The organism is Knoellia aerolata DSM 18566 (genome assembly GCF_000768695.1).
GTDB classification, from domain to species: domain Bacteria; phylum Actinomycetota; class Actinomycetes; order Actinomycetales; family Dermatophilaceae; genus Knoellia; species Knoellia aerolata.
This window is the reverse complement of record NZ_AVPL01000001.1, coordinates 138,498-160,583: the sequence shown is the minus strand read 5'-3', so window position 1 is coordinate 160,583 and position 22,086 is coordinate 138,498. Positions and strand designations below refer to the sequence as shown.

General features: G+C 67.7%; 29 protein-coding genes. All 29 read right to left on the bottom strand.

The genetic code is table 11. From position 1 onward, the window contains the following. Positions 1-172: 172 nt before the first annotated feature. The 29 genes from rplO to N801_RS00725 all read right to left on the bottom strand — a co-directional run bounded on the left by rplO (position 173) and on the right by N801_RS00725 (position 22,079). Positions 173-661 (bottom strand): 50S ribosomal protein L15, encoded by a 489-nt coding sequence (rplO, locus tag N801_RS00865; protein WP_052112484.1) that lies wholly within the window; start codon positions 659-661, stop codon positions 173-175. A 2-nt stretch (positions 662-663) separates the two neighbouring features. Further along, positions 664-846, bottom strand: coding sequence for a 50S ribosomal protein L30 (gene rpmD, locus N801_RS00860; RefSeq protein ID WP_035931789.1), 183 nt, complete (start codon positions 844-846; stop codon positions 664-666). Further along, positions 846-1,508 (bottom strand): 30S ribosomal protein S5, encoded by a 663-nt coding sequence (gene rpsE, locus N801_RS00855; protein ID WP_035931785.1) that lies wholly within the window; start codon positions 1,506-1,508, stop codon positions 846-848. The genes rpmD and rpsE overlap by 1 nt, the downstream gene beginning before the upstream one ends. Before the next feature lie 43 nt (positions 1,509-1,551). Then, entirely contained in the window at positions 1,552-1,926 is a 375-nt protein-coding gene (gene rplR / locus N801_RS00850) for a 50S ribosomal protein L18 (protein ID WP_035931783.1), read from the bottom strand. 3 nt (positions 1,927-1,929) lie between these two features. After that, entirely contained in the window at positions 1,930-2,466 is a 537-nt protein-coding gene (gene rplF / locus N801_RS00845; RefSeq protein ID WP_035931781.1) for a 50S ribosomal protein L6, read from the bottom strand. An 11-nt stretch (positions 2,467-2,477) separates the two neighbouring features. Then, positions 2,478-2,876, bottom strand: coding sequence for a 30S ribosomal protein S8 (gene rpsH / locus N801_RS00840; RefSeq protein WP_035931779.1), 399 nt, complete (start codon positions 2,874-2,876; stop codon positions 2,478-2,480). Positions 2,877-3,018: 142 nt separating this feature from the next. Continuing rightward, a complete protein-coding gene (locus N801_RS00835; RefSeq protein ID WP_009775952.1) occupies positions 3,019-3,204 on the bottom strand; it encodes a type Z 30S ribosomal protein S14 in 186 nt (61 codons plus the stop codon). A 1-nt stretch (position 3,205) separates the two neighbouring features. Beyond that, positions 3,206-3,781 (bottom strand): 50S ribosomal protein L5, encoded by a 576-nt coding sequence (rplE, locus tag N801_RS00830; protein WP_035931991.1) that lies wholly within the window; start codon positions 3,779-3,781, stop codon positions 3,206-3,208. A 5-nt stretch (positions 3,782-3,786) separates the two neighbouring features. Next, the gene (gene rplX, locus N801_RS00825; protein WP_035931776.1) at positions 3,787-4,137 is read right to left on the bottom strand and encodes a 50S ribosomal protein L24; all 351 of its coding nucleotides are present in this window, start codon (positions 4,135-4,137) and stop codon (positions 3,787-3,789) included. Between the two features lie 2 nt (positions 4,138-4,139). Continuing rightward, positions 4,140-4,508: a 50S ribosomal protein L14 gene (gene rplN / locus N801_RS00820; protein ID WP_035931773.1), complete on the bottom strand. Its 369-nt coding sequence runs from the start codon at positions 4,506-4,508 to the stop codon at positions 4,140-4,142. Positions 4,509-4,583: 75 nt separating this feature from the next. Beyond that, positions 4,584-4,883, bottom strand: coding sequence for a 30S ribosomal protein S17 (gene rpsQ / locus N801_RS00815; RefSeq protein WP_084107978.1), 300 nt, complete (start codon positions 4,881-4,883; stop codon positions 4,584-4,586). After that, a complete protein-coding gene (gene rpmC, locus N801_RS00810) occupies positions 4,880-5,128 on the bottom strand; it encodes a 50S ribosomal protein L29 (protein ID WP_035931771.1) in 249 nt (82 codons plus the stop codon). Before rpmC ends, rpsQ begins: the two co-directional genes overlap by 4 nt. Beyond that, entirely contained in the window at positions 5,128-5,547 is a 420-nt protein-coding gene (gene rplP / locus N801_RS00805; protein ID WP_009775958.1) for a 50S ribosomal protein L16, read from the bottom strand. The genes rpmC and rplP overlap by 1 nt, the downstream gene beginning before the upstream one ends. After that, a complete protein-coding gene (rpsC, locus tag N801_RS00800) occupies positions 5,547-6,374 on the bottom strand; it encodes a 30S ribosomal protein S3 (protein WP_035931769.1) in 828 nt (275 codons plus the stop codon). The genes rplP and rpsC overlap by 1 nt, the downstream gene beginning before the upstream one ends. Continuing rightward, positions 6,374-6,748 carry a 50S ribosomal protein L22 gene (gene rplV, locus N801_RS00795; RefSeq protein WP_084108000.1) on the bottom strand — a complete coding sequence of 125 codons (375 nt, stop codon included), beginning with the start codon at positions 6,746-6,748 and terminating at the stop codon, positions 6,374-6,376. Before rplV ends, rpsC begins: the two co-directional genes overlap by 1 nt. A 29-nt stretch (positions 6,749-6,777) precedes the next feature. After that, on the bottom strand, positions 6,778-7,059 hold the full coding sequence (gene rpsS / locus N801_RS00790; RefSeq protein ID WP_035931765.1) for a 30S ribosomal protein S19: 282 nt from the start codon (positions 7,057-7,059) through the stop codon (positions 6,778-6,780). A 17-nt stretch (positions 7,060-7,076) separates the two neighbouring features. After that, a complete protein-coding gene (gene rplB / locus N801_RS00785) occupies positions 7,077-7,913 on the bottom strand; it encodes a 50S ribosomal protein L2 (protein ID WP_035931763.1) in 837 nt (278 codons plus the stop codon). Between the two features lie 31 nt (positions 7,914-7,944). Beyond that, positions 7,945-8,244 carry a 50S ribosomal protein L23 gene (rplW, locus tag N801_RS00780; RefSeq protein WP_035931761.1) on the bottom strand — a complete coding sequence of 100 codons (300 nt, stop codon included), beginning with the start codon at positions 8,242-8,244 and terminating at the stop codon, positions 7,945-7,947. Next, positions 8,241-9,227: a 50S ribosomal protein L4, sunset domain variant gene (gene rplD, locus N801_RS00775; protein ID WP_035931987.1), complete on the bottom strand. Its 987-nt coding sequence runs from the start codon at positions 9,225-9,227 to the stop codon at positions 8,241-8,243. The genes rplW and rplD overlap by 4 nt, the downstream gene beginning before the upstream one ends. Positions 9,228-9,232: 5 nt before the next feature. After that, complete coding sequence (gene rplC / locus N801_RS00770; protein WP_035931759.1) at positions 9,233-9,889, bottom strand: 50S ribosomal protein L3; 657 nt, start codon at positions 9,887-9,889, stop codon at positions 9,233-9,235. 11 nt (positions 9,890-9,900) lie between these two features. Further along, positions 9,901-10,209, bottom strand: coding sequence for a 30S ribosomal protein S10 (rpsJ, locus tag N801_RS00765; protein ID WP_009775966.1), 309 nt, complete (start codon positions 10,207-10,209; stop codon positions 9,901-9,903). A gap of 379 nt (positions 10,210-10,588) precedes the next feature. Then, on the bottom strand, positions 10,589-11,692 hold the full coding sequence (locus tag N801_RS00760; protein ID WP_052112465.1) for a YihY/virulence factor BrkB family protein: 1,104 nt from the start codon (positions 11,690-11,692) through the stop codon (positions 10,589-10,591). 116 nt (positions 11,693-11,808) lie between these two features. Next, a complete protein-coding gene (locus tag N801_RS00755; RefSeq protein WP_035931756.1) occupies positions 11,809-12,402 on the bottom strand; it encodes a hypothetical protein in 594 nt (197 codons plus the stop codon). Positions 12,403-12,657: 255 nt separating this feature from the next. Continuing rightward, positions 12,658-13,854, bottom strand: a complete 1,197-nt coding sequence (gene tuf, locus N801_RS00750) for an elongation factor Tu (RefSeq protein WP_035931753.1) — start codon at positions 13,852-13,854, stop codon at positions 12,658-12,660. 164 nt (positions 13,855-14,018) lie between these two features. Beyond that, positions 14,019-16,136: an elongation factor G gene (gene fusA, locus N801_RS00745; RefSeq protein ID WP_035931751.1), complete on the bottom strand. Its 2,118-nt coding sequence runs from the start codon at positions 16,134-16,136 to the stop codon at positions 14,019-14,021. Between the two features lie 144 nt (positions 16,137-16,280). Continuing rightward, on the bottom strand, positions 16,281-16,751 hold the full coding sequence (gene rpsG / locus N801_RS00740) for a 30S ribosomal protein S7 (protein WP_009775971.1): 471 nt from the start codon (positions 16,749-16,751) through the stop codon (positions 16,281-16,283). Continuing rightward, positions 16,751-17,125, bottom strand: a complete 375-nt coding sequence (gene rpsL / locus N801_RS00735; RefSeq protein WP_035931747.1) for a 30S ribosomal protein S12 — start codon at positions 17,123-17,125, stop codon at positions 16,751-16,753. The genes rpsG and rpsL overlap by 1 nt, the downstream gene beginning before the upstream one ends. Before the next feature lie 374 nt (positions 17,126-17,499). After that, positions 17,500-18,033, bottom strand: a complete 534-nt coding sequence (locus N801_RS00730; protein ID WP_156996382.1) for a GNAT family N-acetyltransferase — start codon at positions 18,031-18,033, stop codon at positions 17,500-17,502. 155 nt (positions 18,034-18,188) lie between these two features. After that, positions 18,189-22,079, bottom strand: coding sequence for a DNA-directed RNA polymerase subunit beta' (locus tag N801_RS00725; RefSeq protein WP_035931745.1), 3,891 nt, complete (start codon positions 22,077-22,079; stop codon positions 18,189-18,191). Between the last annotated feature and the right edge of the window lie 7 nt (positions 22,080-22,086).

Genomic DNA, 22,086 nt, shown 5'->3' with positions numbered 1-22,086 from the left:
GGTGGGCGGCAGGCGCCGCGTCAGTGTGGTGATCGACGAACAAGATACCCCGGCGTGGGCTGCGGTCCGGGACCGCCGTGCTCACAGGGGGTCAAACGACGTATGCCGCAAGGCGAGTTCCCGGATCGCCTCCGGGAACCGCGCCCTGCGGCATACGCACTGCGTGAACGACTCAGGAACCGCTGAGGGTGGCCGAGCCGCCCGCCGCCACGATCTTCTCCTTGGCGGAGGAGGAGAACGCGTCGACGGTGACGTTGACGGCAACCGTGATCTCGCCGGTGCCGAGCACCTTGACGAGCTGGTTGTCGCGCACCGCACCCCGGGCCACGAGCTCCTCGACCGTCACGTCTCCACCGTCGGGGAAGAGAGCGGACAGCTTGTCGAGGTTCACGACCTGGTAGTGGGTCTTGAACGGGTTCTTGAAGCCGCGAAGCTTCGGGAGACGCATGTGGAGGGGGGTCGAGCCACCCTCGAAGCGCTCCGGAACCTGGTAGCGGGCCTTGGAGCCCTTGGTACCGCGACCGGCGGTCTTGCCCTTGGAGCCTTCGCCACGACCGACACGGGTCTTGGCGGTCTTGGCTCCGGGGGCCGGACGCAGGTGGTGGATCTTGAGGGCGGACGCGGGGGCCGCGCCCTCGGTGGTGGCCTTCTTGTCAGCCATGATCACTCAACCTCCTCGACGGCAACGAGGTGCGTCACCGTCTTGACCATCCCGCGGATCTCGGGACGGTCCTCCTTGACGACGACGTCGCCAATGCGCTTGAGACCGAGGCTTCGCAGCGTGTCACGCTGGTTCTGCTTGCCGCCGATCTCCGAACGGGTCTGGGTCACCTTGAGACGAGCCATCACGCACCTGCCTTGGCCTCGGCGATGCCGGCGGCCTGGGCGCGGAGCATCGCCGCGGGGGCGACCCGGTCCACGGGGAGGCCACGGCGCGCGGCCACGGACTCCGGACGCTCGAGCTCCTTGAGAGCCTGAACGGTGGCGTGGACGATGTTGATGGCGTTGCTCGAGCCGAGGCTCTTGGAGAGCACGTCGTGGATGCCGGCGCACTCCAGGACCGCACGCACCGGGCCACCGGCGATGACGCCGGTACCGGGGCTGGCGGGACGGAGCATGACGACACCGGCAGCGGCCTCACCCTGCACGGGGTGCGGGATGGTGCCCTGGATGCGCGGGACCTTGAAGAACTCCTTCTTGGCCTCCTCGACACCCTTGGCGATGGCGGCGGGAACTTCCTTCGCCTTGCCGTAGCCGACACCCACCGTGCCGTCGCCGTCACCGACGACGACGAGGGCGGTGAAGCTGAAGCGACGACCACCCTTGACGACCTTGGAGACGCGGTTGATGGTCACGACGCGCTCGAGGTAGGTGCTCTTCTCGGCCTCACGGCCACCACCACGACGGTCGTCACGACCGCCGCCGCGACGGTCGCCGCCACCACGGTTGTCGGTGCGCTCGCCACCGGCGGACGCGGGACCGGTGCCTCGACGCTGGGGTCCTGGCATCAGATGTTCCTCATTCCACAGAGAGTCATGGTCACGGTGCGGGTCACAGGGACAGCCCACCCTCGCGGGCGCCGTCGGCGATGGCCGCCACTCGACCGTGGTACTTGTTGCCGCCGCGGTCGAAGACGACCGCCTCGACACCGGCAGCCTTGGCGCGCTCGGCGACGAGCTCGCCGACCTTCTTCGCCTTGGCGGTCTTGTCACCGTCGAAGGTACGGACGTCGGCCTCCATGGTCGACGCGTACGCGACGGTCTTGCCCGCGGTGTCGTCGACGACCTGGACGAAGACGTGACGCGACGAGCGCGAGACGACGAGACGGGGACGCACTGCCGTGCCCGCGACGTGCTTGCGGACGCGAGCGTGGCGACGGCCGCGCGCGGCGACCTTGCCCTTGGCACGCTTGATGATCATTGCCATGGCCTACTTACCAGCCTTTCCGACCTTGCGGCGGATGTGCTCGCCGGCGTAACGCACGCCCTTGCCCTTGTACGGGTCGGGCTTGCGGAGCTTGCGAATGTTGGCGGCAACCTCACCGACGAGCTGCTTGTCGATGCCCTCGACCTGGAACCGGGTGGGGTTCTCGACGGTGAAGGTGATGCCCTGCGGCGGCTCGATCGTGATCGAGTGCGAGTACCCGAGAGCGAACTCGAGCGAACCGCCCTTGTTCACCACGCGGTAACCGGTGCCGTGGATCTCGAGCTTCTTGACGTAGCCCTCGGTGACACCGAGGACCATGTTGTGGATGAGCGAACGGGTCAGGCCGTGGAGCGAGCGCGACTCGCGCTCGTCGTTCGGGCGAGTGACCTCGACCTGGTCGTCCTTGCGCTCCACCACGATGGGCTGCGCCACCGTGTGCGCGAGCTCGCCCTTGGGACCCTTGACCTTGACGGTCTGGCCCTCGACGGCGATCTCGACACCAGAGGGGATGGCAACCGGAAGGCGTCCGATGCGCGACATGTCAGATCCCCTTACCAGATGTAGGCGAGGACTTCCCCACCCACACCCTTGTTAGCGGCCTGCCGGTCAGTGAGCAGACCGGACGACGTCGAGATGATGGCAACGCCGAGCCCACCGAGAACCTTGGGAAGGTTGGTGGACTTGGCGTAGACGCGCAGTCCGGGCTTGGACACGCGACGCACACCGGCGATGGAGCGCTCGCGGTTCGGGCCGTACTTGAGGTTGATCGTCAAGGTCTTGCCGACCTCGGCGTCCTCGACGGTCCAGCCGGCGATGTAGCCCTCGGCCTCGAGGATCTCCGCGATGTGCGACTTGAGCTTGCTGAACGGCATGGCGACCGTGTCCTTGTGCGCCGAGTTGGCGTTCCGGACGCGGGTCAACATGTCCGCAATCGGGTCTGTCATGGTCATTGGGCTTCTCCGCCCTCTCTCACCGTGGTTTCATCCGGGGCTGCTGCTCCGGCTGACCTTCGATGTAGATGGTTGTGGGGTGTGCCGCGAGTGCGGCGTGGTCTCGGCAGTGCCTCGACCGGGAAGGCTGCGTCAGCCGTGGTCACCAAGAGGACTTCGTGATCCCGGGGAGCTCGCCGCGGTGGGCCATCTCCCGGAAGCAGATCCGGCACAGGCCGAACTTGCGGTAGACGGCGTGGGGACGACCGCAGCGCTGGCAGCGGGTGTAGCCGCGAACCTTGAACTTCGGCTTCTTGTTCGCCTTGTTGACCAGAGCGGTCTTGGCCATGTCAGTTCTCCTTGAACGGGAAGCCGAGCGCCTTGAGCAGCGCGCGTCCCTCGTCGTCGTTCGTCGCGGTGGTGACGATGGTGATGTCCATGCCCCGGACGCGGTCGATCTTGTCCTGGTCGATCTCGTGGAACATCGACTGCTCCGTGAGACCGAAGGTGTAGTTGCCGCGGCCGTCGAACTGCTTGGGGCTCATGCCGCGGAAGTCACGGATGCGGGGAAGCGCGACCGAGATGAGGCGGTCGAGGAACTCCCACATGCGGTCCCCACGCAGCGTGGTGTGCGTGCCGATCGGCATGCCCTCACGCAGCTTGAACTGGGCGATGGACTTGCGAGCCTTGGTGACGATCGGCTTCTGGCCGGTGATCGCCGTGAGGTCGCGCACCGCGCCGTCGATGAGCTTGCTGTCCTTGGCCGCGTCGCCGACACCCATGTTGACGACGACCTTGACGACGCCCGGGATCTGCATGACGTTGCCGTAGCCGAACTTCTCCTGGAGCGAGCCCTTGATCTCGTCGGCGTAGCGCGCCTTGAGACGGGGCTGGCTGCCCGTGGTGTTCTCGGTCTGGGTGCTCATGGTGCTCACAGGTCCTTGCCCGAGCGCACGCCGACGCGGGTCCGGACGGCCTTCTGGCGTCCGTCACGCTCGACGGTCTCGACGCGGGTCTTGATACGGGTCGGCTTCTTGTCGGAGGGGTCGACCACCTGCACGTTGCTCACGTGGATCGCAGCCTCCTGCACGACCAGGCCACCGGTCTGGCTGCCACGGGCGGTCTGGCCGGCCTTGGTGTGGCGGGTGACGCGGTTGACGCCCTCGACGAGGACGCGCTCGGTCTCGCGGTAGACCGCGATGACCTTGCCGGTCGAACCCTTGTCCTTGCCGGTGAGCACCTGGACGGTGTCACCCTTCTTGATCTTCATTCGCGCGGCCATGGTCACAGGACCTCCGGCGCCAGCGAGATGATCTTCATGAACTTCTTGTCGCGAAGCTCACGGCCCACCGGGCCGAAGATGCGGGTACCACGAGGGTCACCGTCGGTCTTGAGGATCACTGCGGCGTTCTCATCGAACTTGATGTAGGAACCGTCGGAACGACGGCGCTCCTTCTTGGTGCGGACGATGACCGCCTTGACGACGTCACCCTTCTTCACGTTGCCACCGGGGATGGCGTCCTTCACCGTGGCGACGATCGTGTCGCCAATACCGGCATACCGGCGACCCGAGCCCCCGAGAACGCGGATGCACAAGATCTCCTTGGCACCCGTGTTGTCGGCGACGCGCACTCGCGACTCCTGCTGGATCACTTATCTGTCTCCTATACGTCGTGCTGGTTCTCCGCCTCGCGGCGGAGCCTGGCCGAACCTGGGGCTTGCAGTGGCTTACTTCGCCTTTTCGAGGATCTCGACCAGGCGCCAGCGCTTGGTGGCCGAGAGCGGTCGGGTCTCCATGATGAGGACGCGGTCGCCGATGCCGGCGGTGTTGCCCTCGTCGTGTGCCTTGACCTTGCTGGAACGACGCAGCACCTTGCCGTAGAGCGCGTGCTTGACGCGGTCCTCGACCTCGACGACGACGGTCTTGTCCATCTTGTCGCTGACGACGTAGCCCTGGCGGGTCTTGCGGTACTTCCGCGCGTTCTCGGTCTCGGTCTGCACGGTGTCGTCCTTCACGTTCTCACTCACTTGGTGTCCTCCGACGTCGCCGGGGCGGAGCCAATGCCGAGCTCGCGCTCGCGCATCTCGGTGTAGATCCGGGCGATGTCCTTGCGGACCGCACGGAGCCGGCCGTGGTTGTCGAGCTGGCCGGTGGCGGACTGGAACCGCAGGTTGAACAGCTCCTCCTTGGCCTTGCGCAGCTCGTCGACGAGACGGTCGTCGTCGAAGCCACGCAGCTCGTTGGAGATCAGGTCCTTGGAACCGACAGCCATCAGAAGTCACCACCCTCACGCTGGACGAAGCGGCACTTCATCGGCAGCTTGTGCATGGCCAGGCGCATGGCTTCGCGCGCGACCTCTTCGGACACACCGGAGATCTCGAACATGATGCGTCCCGGCTTGACGTTGGCGATCCACCACTCGGGTGAACCCTTACCGGAACCCATGCGGGTCTCAGCCGGCTTCTTGGTGAGCGGGCGGTCGGGGTAGATGTTGATCCACACCTTGCCGCCACGCTTCATGTAGCGCGTCATGGCGATACGCGCGGACTCGATCTGACGGTTGGTGACGTATGCCGGCTCGAGAGCCTGGAGGCCGTAGTCACCGAAGGCGATGGTCGTCCCACCCTTGGCAGCGCCCGAGCGACCCGGGTGGTGCTGCTTGCGGTGCTTGACGCGACGGGGAATCAGCATCAGCTGGCCCCTCCCTCGGTGGTCTCCGCTGCGGCCGGAGCCTCAGCGGCGGCCGGAGCGGCGTCGGTCTGCGGGGCGTCCTGCCGGTCGCCGCGACGAGCGCGGGCCGGACGGTCGGCACCGGGACCGTCGCGACGCGGGCCACGGCCCTGACGCGGCGCGGTGGCCTGCTGGGCGGCGAGCTCACGTGCGGTGACGTCGCCCTTGTAGATCCAGACCTTCACGCCGATGCGGCCGAAGGTGGTCTTGGCCTCGTAGAAGCCCACGTCGATCTGCGCACGAAGGGTGTGCAGCGGCACGCGACCCTCGCGGTAGAACTCGGTGCGGGACATCTCGGCGCCGCCGAGACGGCCGGAGACCTGGACGCGGATGCCCTTGGCACCGGCGCGGGTCGCCGACTGCATGCTCTTGCGCATGGCGCGACGGAACGAGACGCGAGCAGAGAGCTGCTCGGCGACGCCCTGGGCGACGAGCTGCGCATCGGTCTCGGGGTTCTTGACCTCGAGGATGTTCAGCTGCACCTGCTTGCCCGTGAGCTTCTCGAGCTCGCCGCGGATGCGGTCGGCCTCGGCGCCACGGCGGCCGATGACGATGCCCGGACGCGCCGTGTGGATGTCCACGCGGACACGGTCACGGGTGCGCTCGATCTCGACCTTGGAGATGCCCGCGCGCTCCATGCCCTCGGACATGAGCTTGCGGATGGCGACGTCTTCCTTGACGTAGTCGCGGTAGCGCTGACCCTCCTTGGTGGAGTCAGCGAACCAGCGGCTGCGGTGCTCGGACGTGATTCCCAGACGGAAGCCGTGCGGGTTGACCTTCTGACCCATTAGCGGTTGCCTCCCTTGCTGGGCTTGGTCTGGGGCGCGACGACCACGGTGATGTGGCTCGTGCGCTTGTTGATGCGTGAGGCGCGGCCCTGGGCACGGGGACGGAAGCGCTTCATGGTGGCGCCCTCGTCGACGTACGCGGAGGTGATGACGAGCTCGCGCTCGTCGAACCGCTCGGCCGTCTTGTCGGCCTTGACCCGGGCGTTCGCGATGGCGCTCTCGAGCACCTTGAGGATCGGCTCGGACGCCGACTGCGGGGCGAAGCGCAGCGTGGCGATGGCCTCGCTGGCGTTCTTCCCGCGGATGAGGTCGATGACCCGGCGCGCCTTCTGCGCCGTCACCCGGACGTGGCGGGCCTGGGCCCGCGCCTCCAGGGTGGGGTTCTCGGTGGATGTGGTGGCCATCAGCGGCGCCGGCCCTTCTTGTCGTCCTTCACGTGACCCCGGAAGGTGCGCGTGGGTGCGAACTCGCCGAGCTTGTGGCCGACCATCGACTCGGTGACGAACACCGGGACGTGCTTGCGGCCGTCGTGGACGGCGAGGGTGTGGCCGAGCATGTCCGGACTGATGACCGAACGGCGTGACCAGGTCTTGATGACGTTCTTGGTGCCCGCTTCGTTCTGGACGTCGACCTTCTTCTGAAGGTGGCCGTCGATGAAGGGGCCCTTCTTCAAGCTACGAGGCATGTGTCAAAGGCTCCTTGTCAGCGCTTCTTGCCAGTGCGGCGTCGGCGGACGATCATCTTGTCGCTCGGCTTGCCGGGGCGACGGGTGCGCCCCTCGGGCTTGCCCCAGGGGCTCACCGGGTGGCGACCACCGGACGTACGGCCCTCGCCACCACCATGGGGGTGGTCGACCGGGTTCATGACGACACCACGGACGGTCGGGCGCTTGCCCTTCCAGCGCATGCGGCCGGCCTTGCCCCAGTTGATGTTGGACTGCTCGGCGTTGCCGACCTCGCCGATCGTCGCGCGGCAGCGCGCGTCGACGTTGCGGATCTCGCCGGACGGCATACGCAGCTGGGCGTAGGGGCCGTCCTTGGCGACGAGCTGCACCCGGACTCCGGCCGAACGCGCGATCTTCGCGCCGCCACCGGGGCGGAGCTCGACGGCGTGGACGACCGTACCGGTCGGGATGTTGCGCAGCGGCAGGCTGTTGCCGGGCTTGATGTCGGCGCCGGGGCCGTTCTCGATGTTGGCGCCCTGCTCCAGACCCTTGGGGGCCAGGATGTAGCGCTTCTCACCGTCGGCGAAGTGCAGCAGCGCGATGCGCGCCGTGCGGTTGGGGTCGTACTCGATGTGAGCGACCTTGGCCGGGACGCCGTCCTTGTCGTGGCGACGGAAGTCGATGAGTCGGTAGGCGCGCTTGTGGCCACCCCCGATGTGACGCGTCGTGATGCGGCCGTTGTTGTTGCGGCCACCGCTCTTGGTGAGCGGGCGCACGAGCGACTTCTCAGGCGTGCTGCGCGTGACCTCGACGAAGTCGGCGACGCTTGAGCCGCGACGGCCAGGCGTCGTCGGCTTGTACTTGCGGATACCCATGTCGTGTTTCCTTAAGTTCCTCAGTCGTCTCTCAGGCGCCGGCGCTGCCGAAGATGTCGATCGTGCCCTCGCGGAGGGTGACGATCGCGCGCTTGGTGTCCTTGCGCTTGCCCAGGCCGAAGCGGGTACGCCGCGTCTTGCCCTTGCGGTTGAGCGTGTGGACGGAGTCGACCTTGACGTTGAAGATCTTCTCCACGGCGATCTTGATCTCGGTCTTGTTCGAGCGCGGGTCCACGATGAACGTGTACTTGCCCTCGTCGAGCAGCCCGTAGGACTTCTCGGACACGACCGGTGAAATCAGGATGTCCCGGGGGTCCTTGCCGATGCTCACTTGTCCTCCTCGGAGATCTGCTGGGCGGACTCGCCGCCGGCGGGGACGAAGCCGGCAGCCTTGGCGGCATCCGCGGAGCGGAACCAGACCTCGGCGGCGGTGGCGTCGTACCAGCGCGAGCCGGGCACGTGGTACTTCATCGAGTCCTTGTTGCCCTTGACGTCGAAGCCCGCCGGAGCGGACCCGTCCTCGAGGGCGGCGTGGCTGTCCGGCCCGAAGCCGGTGTCGGCCTCGGTCTCGTCGGCCTCGACGGTGTCGGTCTCGACGAGCGTGGCGGGCTTGGTGGCCTTCGCCGGCTTGTCGGCCTTCGCGGGCTTGTCGGCCTTCGCGACGGGGGCGGCCTCGGTCTCGACGACCTCGACGGACTCCATGGACGCGACCGCAGCGGCGGGGCCGGCGACGAACGCGTCGAAGGCGGCCTGCGTGAAGACCACGTCGTCCGCGCAGAGCACGTCGTACGTGTTGAGCTGGTCGGCGGCGATGACGTGGACGTTGTCCAGGTTGCGCACCGACTTCATCGACACGATGTCGCTGCGGTCGAGGACGATGAGCATGTTCTTGCGGTCGGTCAGGCCCGCGAGCAGCGCGACGACGTCCTTGGTGGACGGCGCGTTGCCGGTGACGAGCGAGGTGACGACGTGGATGCGGCCGTGACGCGCCCGGTCGGAGAGGGCACCGCGCAGGGCGGCTGCCTTCATCTTCTTGGGGGTGCGCTGCGAGTAGTCACGCGGCTGGGGGCCGTGGACGACGCCACCGCCGGTCCAGTGCGGCGCGCGGGTCGAGCCCGCACGGGCGCGGCCGGTGCCCTTCTGGCGGTGCGGCTTGCGGCCACCACCGCGGACCTCGCCGCGGGTCTTGGTCGAGTGCGTGCCCTGACGCGCGGCGGCGAGCTGGGCGACGACGACCTGGTGGATGAGCGGGATGTTCGTCTGCACGTCGAAGATCTCGGCGGGCAGCTCGACGTTGACGGTGTTCGTGGCCATCGTGGTCACGCTCCCTTCACGGCGTTGCGGACGAGCACGACCGCGCCGCGGGGACCGGGAACGGCGCCCTTGACGAGCAGCAGGCCGCGGTCGGCGTCGACGGCGTGGATGGTGAGGTTCTGGGTGGTCTGACGCACGCCACCCATGCGGCCGGCCATGCGCATGCCCTTGAAGACACGACCCGGGGTGGCGCAGCCACCGATCGAGCCCGGCTTGCGGTGGTTCTTGTGGGAACCGTGGGAGGACGAGACGCCGTGGAAGCCGTGACGCTTCATGACGCCGGCGAAGCCCTTGCCCTTGGTCGTGCCGGACACGTCGACGGCCTGGCCGGCCTCGAAGGTCTCGGCGGTGAGCTCCTGGCCCAGCGAGTACTCGGCGGCGTCCGCGGTGCGGAGCTCGACGAGGTGGCGGCGCGGCGTGACGCCGGCCTTCTCGAAGTGGCCGGTGAGCGGCTTGGTCACCTTGCGCGGGTCGATCGCGCCGAACGCGATCTGCACGGCGGCGTAGCCGTCCTTGCTCGCGTCGCGGACCTGCGTGACGACGCAGGGGCCCGCCTCGATGACGGTGACGGGGACGAGCCGGTTGTCGGCGTCCCACACCTGGGTCATGCCGAGCTTCTTGCCCAGCACGCCCTTCACGGTCTTGTCTGCAATGTTGGTCATCTGGTCAACCCTCAGAGCTTGATCTCGATGTTGACGTCAGCCGGGAGGTCGAGGCGCATCAGCGAGTCGACGGCCTTGGGCGTCGGGTCGATGATGTCGATGAGGCGCTTGTGGGTGCGCATCTCGAAGTGCTCGCGGCTGTCCTTGTACTTGTGCGGCGAACGGATGACCACGAAGACGTTCTTCTCCGTGGGCAGCGGCACAGGGCCGACCACCGTTGCGCCGGCACGGGTCACCGTGTCGACGATCTTCCGCGCCGAGTTGTCGATGACCTCGTGGTCATACGACTTCAAGCGGATGCGGATCTTCTGTCCCGCCATCTTGGCTTCCGTCTCTCTCTCGCCGTCGTCTTGCATCTGTCTGTGGCCGGTGTCGGTCCGACCCCCGAGGTCGGGCGTGTCGCGCCCGATCCGCAGTCCGACGGCAGACGCGATGGTTCGCGTCGTGTCGTCGGGTGGATCGAATCTCCGGTGAACCGGGGTTGCTCTGGTCTGCCGTGTGTCGCCCCGGGGTGGCCGGTTCGGTTGGTTCTCACGTGCACTGGCGGAACGGTGTCGCCTCGAGTGGTCGAGGCGATGGCGTCCTGCACCCAGCAACCTGACAAGTGTGCCAGAGGCGGTGTCGACCTACCAAATCGGGGCTGCCGCGGGCGGCAACGGTGTGCACGTGGCACGTCGCGCTCGCGCGTGTGCCGCCGGGTCAGCGGCGGCCGCGGTCGGCCTGCTCCCGCGTGCTCGAGCTCTCGTCGTCGCGACCTGCCCGCTCCCGCAGGCGGCGGCCCTCGGCGACGTGCTCCTCGTGCTTCTTCTCCTTCTTGGTGAGGTTCGTGTCGTCGCGCGGAGGCAGCTGGAGGGTCTCCTCGGCCTCGATGCCTGCCTGGAGCTGGCGCGACCGCTCGAGCTCGGAGTCCACCTCGGCACCGAAGAGCAGGGCGAGGTTGGTGAGCCAGAGCCACAGCAGGAAGACGATGACCCCCGCCAGCGACCCGTAGGTCTTGTTGTAGGAGCCGAAGTTGGCCACGTAGAGCCCGAAGAGGATCGACGCGACGAGCCAGGTCACGATGGCGATCCCGGCGCCCACGCTGATCCACCGGAACGTGGGCTGCTTGATGTTGGGCGTCGAGTAGTAGAGGAGCGCGACGAGCACGGCCACCACGAGCAGGATGACCGGCCACTTGGCGATGTTCCAGATGGTCACGGCGCCGGACCCGAGCCCGATCGTCTCCCCCACGGTCTCGGCGAGGGGACCGCTGACGACGAGCGCCACCAGCACGAGGGCCACCATGATGACGCCCACGAGGGTGATGAGGAGCTGCAGCGGCCGCAGCTTCCAGAACGGCCGGCCCTCGTCGATCTGGTAGATGCGGTTCATCGCGCGCCCGAATGCCCCGACGTAGCCCGATGCCGACCACAGCGCACCGGCGAGCCCGGTAACGAGTGCGAACCCGGCGGCGTTGGTCTGCGTCATCTGGTTGATCGGGCCCTCCAGCTGGTCCGCGGCGTTGGCCTGGCCGAGGTCGCGCACCATGTCGAGCAGGGCGGTCGTCGTGGACTCCCCCTGCCCGAACACCCCGAGCAGGGAGACGAGGGCGAGGAGGGCCGGGAACAGCGACAGCACCGAGTAGTAGGTCAGCGCGGCGGCGAGGTCGGTGCAGCCGTCCGCGCTGAACTCCGCCCAGGCCTTCTTGGCGGTGTACTTCCAGGAGGGCCTGGTCAGGTCGCCCGGAGAGTCGGGCTTCTCACCCGCGTCCGGGTGGGGAGCCGTCCGGGACGTGGTGCTGCTGCTGCTGCCTTCGTGTGCCATGGCGGGAGTCCTACCCCGCTCCCCCGGCGAGCATTCATCCCGTCCACTGCGGTGGACCCGTCGTGACCCCGTGGACGGGTCCACGGGGTCACGGGGTCACGGGGTGCGGCGGTCGGTCAGCGCGGTCCCCCGCCGCCCAGGACGCCTGCGTCGAACGCCTTGAGGACAGAGGCCCTGTCCGCGTCGCTCAGGGTGCCGTCGTCGACGGCGGTGTCGAGCCGCTCCTCCAGCCGGGTGCGGTGCTCGGCCTGGTGCTCGCCGCGGATCTCGGCGAGTGCAGCCGTCAGCTTCGCCTCCGTGACACCGAGCTCCTCGGCCAGGGCGGTGACGTATGCCGCCTGCCGCGCCTCGCGCTCGGCCTCGGTCGGCCGGGTGCCCTCCGCGGGCCTCTCGGTCGGGCGGGTGGCCTCCCGGACCTTGGTGACGGCGGCCTCGACCGTCGCCTCGTCGAGCCCGAGCTGTTCGGCGAGGGCCGAGGCGTCGGCCCCACGCATCCCGCCCTTGCCACCGGGGCCGTGGCCGCCGCGGCGTTCACCCATGGCGTCCGAGGTGCTGGGGGCGTCGTCGGAGTCGGAGGTGGCACTCGAGCTGCTGGGCGCGGGGGTGGGCGTGGTCTCGGCCAGTGCCGCGTTGGCACCGACTCCGAGGGTGACGATCGCGGCCGCGCCGGCCATGCCGGCCAGTGCCGTGGTCTTCGTGATCCTGGTCATCGTGGTGTCCTCTCGTGAGGGCCGGCCCGGGTGGCTGACCTCGTTGGCTCCACTGTCGGACGCTCGACTGGGGCGGACCCATGGCGAACCTGTCACGAGCCTGTCAGTCCACAGCGCGGGCCCGCCGTCACGGGGGGGGGCGCGGAGGGGACGCGGAAGGGCCCCGTGTGCCGGACGGCATACGGGGCCCTTCGCGATGGGGCGTCGGTGCGACGCGACCAGCGTCAGATCACCCGGCGACGACGTCGCCGAAGGTCACTTGGTGATCTTGGTGACGCGACCGGCGCCGACGGTCCGTCCACCCTCACGGATGGCGAACTTGAGGCCCTCTTCCATGGCGATCGGCTGGATGAGCTCGACCGACATCTCGGTGTTGTCGCCGGGCATGACCATCTCGGTGCCCTCGGGCAGCGAGACGACGCCGGTGACGTCCGTGGTGCGGAAGTAGAACTGCGGGCGGTAGTTGTCGTAGAACGGCGTGTGACGGCCGCCCTCGTCCTTGGACAGGATGACGACGTTGGCCTCGAAGTTCGTGTGCGGGGTGATCGAGCCCGGCTTGCAGATGACCTGCCCGCGCTCGACCTCCTCGCGCTTGATGCCACGGATGAGGAGACCGACGTTCTCTCCCGCGCGACCCTCGTCGAGGAGCTTGCGGAACATCTCGATGCCGGTGACCGTGGTCTTGGTGGCCGGGCCCTCGTGGATGCCGACGATCTCGACGTCCTCGTTGACCTTGAGGATGCCGCGCTCGATACGACCGGTGACGACGGTGCCACGACCGGTGATCGTGAAGACGTCCTCGACGGGCATGAGGAACGGCTTGTCGACGTCACGCTCGGGCTCCGGGACGGCCTCGTCGACCGCGTCCATGAGCTCGATGACCGACTTGCCCCACTCGGCGTCGCCCTCGAGCGCCTTGAGCGCCGAGACCTTGACCACGGGGACGTCGTCGCCGGGGAACTCGTAGGTCGACAGCAGCTCGCGGACCTCCATCTCGACGAGCTCGAGGATCTCCTCGTCGTCGACCATGTCGGCCTTGTTGAGCGCCACGACGATGTAGGGGACACCCACCTGGCGAGCCAGGATGATGTGCTCCTTGGTCTGCGGCATCGGGCCGTCAGTGGCGGCGACGACGAGAATCGCACCGTCCATCTGCGCAGCACCGGTGATCATGTTCTTCACGTAGTCCGCGTGACCGGGGCAGTCAACGTGGGCGTAGTGACGCTTCTCGGTCTGGTACTCGATGTGCGCGATGGAGATGGTGATACCGCGCTGCTTCTCCTCGGGCGCCTTGTCGATGTCGTCGAACGCGAACTGCGGGTTCAGGTCCGGGAACTTGTCGTGCAGGACCTTCGAGATCGCAGCCGTCAGCGTCGTCTTTCCATGGTCAATGTGACCGATGGTGCCGATGTTGACGTGCGGCTTGGTCCGCTCGAACTTTGCCTTCGCCACTTGTTGTCCTCCTCAGGACTCTTCTTTGGTGAAACGCAACACGGCCGTGAGGGACGTGGCGTCGTTCTGGGATGGTGCTTTGGGGATGTGGTTGCTCTGGACGCTGTCAACGTCGTGCCGTGCCGACAGGGTGCCCAGATCCGGACCAGCGACCAGTCTAGCGGTCACTCGCCCCGGGTCTTGGCGATGATCTCCTCGGCCACGGACTTGGGAACCTCGGCGTAGGAGTCGAACTCCATCGAGTAGTTCGCCCGGCCCTGAGTCTTGGACCGGAGGTCGCCGACGTAGCCGAACATCTCGGACAGCGGGACGAGGCCCTTGACGACCTTGGCGCCGCTGATGTCCTCCATGGCCTGGATGTGGCCACGGCGCGAGTTGATGTCGCCGATGACGTCACCCATGTAGAGCTCGGGAGTGCGCACCTCGACGGCCATCATCGGCTCGAGGAGCACGGGGTCGGCCTTGCGGACGGCCTCCTTGAGCGCCATCGAACCGGCGATCTTGAACGCCATCTCCGAGGAGTCGACGTCGTGGTAGGAACCGTCCAGCAGCGAGGCCTTGATGCCGACGAGCGGGTAACCCGCGAGCACGCCGTACTGCATGGCGTCCTGGATGCCGGCGTCGACCGACGGGATGTACTCGCGCGGGATGCGCCCGCCGGTGACCTTGTTCTCGAACTCGTACAGCTCACCGGACTCGGTGGTGTCGAGGGGCTCGAGGCGGATCTGGATCTTGGCGAACTGGCCCGACCCACCCGTCTGCTTCTTGTGGGTGTAGTCGTGCTTCTCGACCGTGCGACGGATCGTCTCGCGGTAGGCGACCTGCGGCTTGCCGACGTTGGCCTCGACCTTGAACTCGCGCTTCATGCGGTCGACGAGGATGTCGAGGTGGAGCTCGCCCATGCCGGCGATGATCGTCTGGCCCGTGTCCTCGTCGAGGTGGACCTGGAAGGTCGGGTCCTCGGCGGAGAGCTTCTGGATGGCCGTGGAGAGCTTCTCCTGGTCACCCTTGGTCTTGGGCTCGATGGCCACCTGGATGACCGGGTCCGGGAACGACATCGACTCGAGCACGATCTGCTGGTCGGGGTCGCTCAGGGTGTCACCGGTCGTGGTGTCCTTGAGGCCGATCGCGGCGTAGATGTGGCCCGCGAGGGCCTCGTCGACCGGGTTCTCCTTGTTGGCGTGCATCTGGAAGAGCTTGCCGATGCGCTCCTTCTTCCCCTTGGTCGTGTTGACGACCGCGGTGCCTGCGGAGATGTGCCCCGAGTAGACCCGGATGAAGGTGAGGGTGCCGAAGAACGGGTGCGTGGCGACCTTGAAGGCCAGCGCCGAGAACGGCTCGGTGGTGTCCGGCTTGCGGGTCAGCTCGACCTCCTCGTGGTTCGGCTTGTGGCCGACCATGGGGGGCACGTCGATCGGCGAGGGGAGGTAGTCGACGACCGCGTCGAGCATCGGCTGGACGCCACGGTTCTTGAACGCCGAGCCGCAGAGGATCGGGTAGAGCTCGGAGCGGACGGTCAGCGTGCGGATGCCGGCCTTGATCTCGGCCACCGTGAGGTCCTCGCCACCGAGGTACTTCTCCATGAGGGCGTCGTCGGACTCGGCGACGCGCTCGATGAGGTGGTGGCGGTACTCGTCGGCCTTGGCCTGGAGGTCCGCGGGGATCTCCTGGACCTCGTACTTGGCACCCATGGTGACGTCACCCTTGGAGTCACCGGGCCACACCAAGGCGCGCATCTCGACCAGGTCGATGACACCGAGGAAGTCGTTCTCGGCGCCGATCGGCAGCTGGATGACGAGCGGCTCCGCACCGAGGCGGTCCTTGATGGTGTCGACGGTGAAGTAGAAGTCCGCGCCGAGCTTGTCCATCTTGTTGACGAAGCAGATGCGCGGGACGTCGTACTTGTCGGCCTGGCGCCACACCGTCTCGGACTGGGGCTCGACGCCCTCCTTGCCGTCGAAGACGGCGACGGCGCCGTCGAGGACGCGCAGCGACCGCTCGACCTCGACGGTGAAGTCGACGTGACCGGGGGTGTCGATGATGTTGACCTGGTTGTCGCCCCAGAAGGAGGTCACGGCGGCGGACGTGATCGTGATGCCGCGCTCCTTCTCCTGCTCCATCCAGTCGGTCGTCGAGGCGCCGTCGTGCGTCTCACCGATCTTGTGGTTGACGCCGGTGTAGAAGAGGATGCGCTCCGTCACCGTCGTCTTGCCGGCATCGATGTGGGCCATGATGCCGATGTTGCGGACCATGGTCAGGTCCGTCAGGACGTCGAGTGCCACTCGTTCATCTCATTCCTGGTAGCTGAAGTTCTGCGTGCTGTGTCGTGCAGGGGGCAGTTCCAACGGAACTGCGGGTCCCGGTATGCCGGCCCGCGCGGTGGGCGCGGGTCCCGCGCTCTGCGTGGGCCGGCATACCGGTCGCTGTCACCAGCGGTAGTGCGCGAAGGCCCGGTTCGACTCGGCCATCTTGTGGGTGTCCTCGCGGCGCTTGACTGCGGCGCCGAGGCCGTTGGAGGCGTCGAGGATCTCGTTCATGAGGCGCTCGGTCATCGTCTTCTCACGACGCTGACGCGAGTAGCCGACCAGCCAGCGCAGCGACAGGGTCACGGCCCGGTTGGGCTTGACCTCGATCGGCACCTGGTAGGTGGCGCCACCGACGCGGCGGGACTTGACCTCGAGCGTGGGCTTGATGTTGTCGAGCGCGCGCTTGAGGAGCAGCACGGGGTCGGTGCCGGTCTTCTCGCGGGCACCCTCGAGGGCGCCGTAGACGATGGTCTCGGCGATGGACTTCTTGCCGTCGAGGAGGATCTTGTTGACCAGCTGGGTCACGAGCGGGCTCTGGTAGACCGGGTCGATGAGCAGCGGGCGCTTGGGCGCGGGGCCTTTACGGGGCATTACTTCTTCTCCTTCTTGGCGCCGTAGCGGCTGCGAGCCTGCTTGCGGCCCTTGACACCCTGGGTGTCGAGCGAGCCGCGGACGATCTTGTAGCGGACGCCGGGAAGGTCCTTCACACGGCCACCGCGGACGAGCACGATGGAGTGCTCCTGGAGGTTGTGACCCTCACCGGGGATGTAGGCCGTGACCTCGATGCCCGAGGTGAGCTTGACGCGCGCGACCTTGCGGAGCGCGGAGTTCGGCTTCTTGGGGGTGGTGGTGTACACGCGGGTACACACACCGCGGCGCTGCGGAGAGCCCTTGAGGGCAGGAGTGGTCGTCTTCGTGACCTTGTCCTGCCGGCCCTTGCGCACCAGCTGGTTGATGGTAGGCAACCTGGATCCTTTGTCTGTCTGGTCGATGTCGCGGCGGTTGCCGCGACTCCTTGGGGTGTCCGGAGCGTCGACCCCCGAGGTCGGGCGTGTCACTCCGGGTGCTCTCCCCTGCACTCCCCGCGCCAGCCCGCGTCACCCTGGGGTGACTCGGTCGTGGAATGGGGTGCCCGGCGAGAGGTGGGCGGCCGTGCGCTGACGCACGCGGCTCGTGTCGTCTGGTCCTAGCCAGACACGCGGATCCACGATACCGGCATGCGAGGAGGGCACCAAATCGCCCCGACCTCCCCCTCCCCCGCAACGTCTGCGCCAACGGTCGCCCTGGCGACCGTTGGCGCAGACGCAACGAGGGGTGGCGGCGCGGCGGGACAGCGATGTCAGGCGTCGAGGCGCTCGAAGGCGGGGGCGTACCGGAACGGGCCCGCCTGCTCGGGGCGCCAGGCGCGCAGCGTCTTCGCCTGGAAGTGGGCCGGGTCCCACGGGCCCGGGCAGCCGATGCCCAGCTCGCCCGCGGGGACGAAGCCGAAGTGCGCGTAGTAGGCGGGGTCCCCGAGCAGGACGATCACCGCGTCGCCGCGCTGCTCGGCCGAGGCGATGACCGAGGCCATGAGCGCCGCGCCGATCCCCTGCCGCTGCAGCTCGGGGGTGACGGCGATCGGCCCCAGGCCCACCGAGGGCGACTCCCCCAGCGTCGCGGTGGAGCACATGACGTGCCCGACGACGACGCCGTCGAGCTCGGCGACGAAGGTGAGCTCGTCGATGACGTCCCCGTCGCCCCGCAGCTCGTCGACCAGGCTCGACTCCACCGAGCGGGCGGCCCCCTCGACGCGCGGGAACGCGTCGTCGTGCAGCGCGGCGATCTGCGCGTGGTCCGTGGGCTGCTCGCGCCTGATGGTCATGTCGTCACGCATGGGCCCAGCCTCTCATCCCGTTACGTCTGCGGATGTGGCGGTTCTAGCCGCCACATCCGCAGACGCAGCAAGGAGGTAACCCCACGACGAAGGGCGGGTATGCCGTGTGGTGACCACACGGCATACCCGCCCTTGTCGAACGGGTGCGTCAGACCTCAGAGGCGGTCGAGGCCCAGCTCGCTGTCGTCGAGGCGGACGGCCTCGCCCGAGCCCGGTCCGAAGGCCGGGTAGGCGAACTCGTCGTAGCTCGGCATCGAGTACATCGCGGCCTTGGCCTCCTCGGTCGGCTCCACGTTGATGTTGCGGTAGCGCGACAGCCCGGTCCCGGCAGGGATGAGCTTTCCGAGGATGACGTTCTCCTTGAGGCCGAGGAGGGAGTCGGACTTGCCCTCCATGGCGGCCTCGGTGAGCACGCGGGTGGTCTCCTGGAAGGAGGCCGCCGACAGCCACGACTCGGTCGCGAGCGAGGCCTTGGTGATGCCCATGAGCTCGGGACGACCGGAGGCGGGGGTGCCGCCCTCGGAGACGACGCGACGGTTCTCGTCCTCGAAGCGGCCACGCTCGGCGAGCATGCCCGGGAGCAGCTCGGCGTCGCCGGCCTCGATGATCGTGATCCGGCGCAGCATCTGCCGCACGATGACCTCGATGTGCTTGTCGTGGATCGACACGCCCTGCTGGCGGTACACGTGCTGGACCTCGTCCACGAGGTGGATCTGGACCGCACGCGGGCCGAGGATGCGCAGGACCTGCTTCGGGTCGATGGAGCCGACCGTGAGCTGGTGCCCGACCTCGACGCTCTGGCCGTCGGTGACGAGCAGGCGGGCCCGCTTGATCACCGGGTAGGCGTGCTCCTCGGAGCCGTCGTCCGGCGTGAGCAGGATGCGACGCGCCTTGTCGGTCTCCTCGATGGTGATCCGTCCGCTGGCCTCGGCGATCGGGGCGACACCCTTGGGGGTGCGCGCCTCGAAGAGCTCGACGACACGGGGCAGACCCTGCGTGATGTCGTCACCGGCCACACCACCGGTGTGGAAGGTGCGCATCGTCAGCTGGGTACCGGGCTCACCGATCGACTGGGCCGCGATGATGCCGACGGCCTCGCCGATGTCGACGAGCTTGCCCGTGGCGAGCGAGCGGCCGTAGCAGGCCGCACACGTGCCCACCTTGCTGTCGCAGGTGAGGACGGACCGGACCTTGACGTTGTCGATACCGGCCGCGAAGAGCGCACCGATGACGAGGTCACCGAGGTCGATGCCGGCCTCGGCCAGCGTCTCGCCGTCCTTGACGACGTCGTCCGCGAGCGTGCGGGCGTAGACCGAGGTCTCGACGTCCTCGTGGACCGTCCGGTTGCCCGTGCGCTCGTCGGTGGCCGCGATCGGCATCGGCAGACCGCGGTCGGTGCCGCAGTCGTCCTCGCGGACGATGACGTCCTGCGACACGTCGACGAGACGACGCGTGAGGTAGCCCGAGTCGGCGGTCCGCAGTGCGGTGTCCGCCAGGCCCTTGCGCGAGCCGTGCGTGGAGATGAAGAACTCGAGCACGGACAGGCCCTCGCGGAAGTTCGCGCGGATCGGTCGCGGGATGATGTCGCCCTTCGGGTTGGACACCAGCCCTCGCATGCCGGCGATCTGGCGCAGCTGCATCCAGTTGCCGCGAGCACCCGACGAGACCATGCGGAAGATGGTGTTGGTCGGCGGGATGTTCGCCTCCATCTCCTTGGCGACCTCGTTGGTGGCCTGGGTCCAGATCTCGATGAGCTCCTGGCGACGCTCGTCGTCGGTGATGAGACCGCGCTCGTACTGGGTCTGGACCTTGGTCGCCTTGGTCTCGTAGGCCTCGAGGATCTCGAGCTTGCGAGGAGGCGTGACGACGTCGGAGATGGCGACCGTGATGCCGGACCGGGTGGCCCAGTGGAAGCCGTACTCCTTGAGCGCGTCCAGCGAGGCCGCGACCTGCACCTTGGTGTAGCGCTCGGCGAGGTCGTTGACGATCGTCGAGAGACGCTTCTTGTCGACCTGGTCGTTGACGTACGGGTAGTCCACCGGCAGCGTCTCGTTGAAGAGCGCGTTGCCGAGGGACGTCTCCGGCAGCCACTCCTTGACGAAGCCCTCGGCGTCGGGCTCGACGCCCTCGGGCAGCACGGCCCCGGGGGTCGGGACGACGTCCTTGAGACGGATCCGCACCGGGGTGCCGAGCAGGATCTCGCCGGCGTCGAACGCCATCCGGGCCTCGGAGACGGTCGAGAAGACCCGTCCCTCACCCTGGCTGCCCTCGATGGGCGACGTGAGGTGGTAGAGGCCGATGATCATGTCCTGGGTGGGCATGGTCACGGGGCGGCCGTCGGCCGGCTTGAGGATGTTGTTGCTCGACAGCATGAGGATGCGGGCCTCGGCCTGCGCCTCCGCGGAGAGCGGGACGTGGACGGCCATCTGGTCACCGTCGAAGTCCGCGTTGAACGCGGTGCAGACGAGCGGGTGGATCTGGATGGCCTTGCCCTCGACGAGCTGCGGCTCGAACGCCTGGATGCCGAGCCGGTGCAGCGTGGGTGCACGGTTGAGCAGCACCGGGTGCTCGGTGATGACCTCTTCGAGGACGTCCCACACGACCGAGCGGTGACGCTCGACCATGCGCTTGGCCGACTTGATGTTCTGCGCGTGGTCGAGGTCGACGAGGCGCTTCATCACGAACGGCTTGAACAGCTCGAGGGCCATCTGCTTGGGCAGGCCGCACTGGTGCAGCTTGAGCTGCGGGCCGACGACGATGACCGAACGGCCGGAGTAGTCGACGCGCTTGCCGAGGAGGTTCTGGCGGAAACGCCCCTGCTTGCCCTTGAGCATGTCGGACAGCGACTTGAGCGGACGGTTGCCGGGACCCGTGACCGGGCGACCACGACGACCGTTGTCGAAGAGGCTGTCGACGGCCTCCTGCAGCATCCGCTTCTCGTTGTTGACGATGATCTCGGGCGCGCCGAGGTCGAGCAGTCGCTTGAGGCGGTTGTTGCGGTTGATGACGCGACGGTAGAGGTCGTTGAGGTCCGACGTCGCGAAGCGGCCACCGTCGAGCTGCACCATCGGGCGCAGGTCCGGCGGGATGACCGGGACGGCGTCGAGGACCATGCCGGCCGGCTTGTTGGTCGTCGTCATGAAGGCGGAGACGACCTTGAGCCGCTTGAGGGCACGGGTCTTCTTCTGGCCCTTGCCGGTGGCGATGATCTCGCGCAGCAGCAGCGCCTCGGCGTCGAGGTCGAAGGACTCCAGACGCTTCTGGATCGCGGCGGCGCCCATGCCACCCTCGAAGTACAGACCGAAGCGGTCACGCATCTCGCGGTAGAGGATCTCGTCACCCTCGAGGTCCTGGACCTTGAGGTTCTTGAACCGGTCCCACACCTGCGCCAGGCGCTCGACCTGGGCGTCGGCGCGCTTGCGGATCTGGTTCATCTCGCGCTCGGCGGAGTCGCGGACCTTGCGCTTGGCGTCGGACTTGGCACCCTCGGCCTCGAGGGCGGCGATGTCGGCCTCGAGCTTCTTGGCGCGGGTCTCGACGTCGGCGTCGCGACGGTTCTCCAGCTCCTTCTTCTCGACCTCGATCTGGGCCTCGAGCGAGGGCAGGTCGGTGTGACGCTGGTCCTCGTCGACGCTCGTGATCATGTAGGCGGCGAAGTAGATGACCTTCTCGAGGTCCTTCGGCGCGAGGTCGAGCAGGTAGCCCAGGCGGGACGGGACGCCCTTGAAGTACCAGATGTGGGTGACGGGGGCGGCGAGCTCGATGTGGCCCATCCGCTCACGACGCACGGCCGCACGGGTCACCTCGACGCCGCAGCGCTCACAGATGATGCCCTTGAAGCGGACGCGCTTGTACTTGCCACACGCGCATTCCCAGTCCCGGGTCGGGCCGAAGATCTTCTCGCAGAAGAGTCCGTCCTTCTCGGGCTTGAGGGTGCGGTAGTTGATGGTCTCGGGCTTCTTCACCTCGCCATGGCTCCACTCACGGATGGAGTCGGCGGTGGCGAGGCCAATGCGCAGTTCGTCGAAGAAGTTGACGTCGAGCACGTGGTTC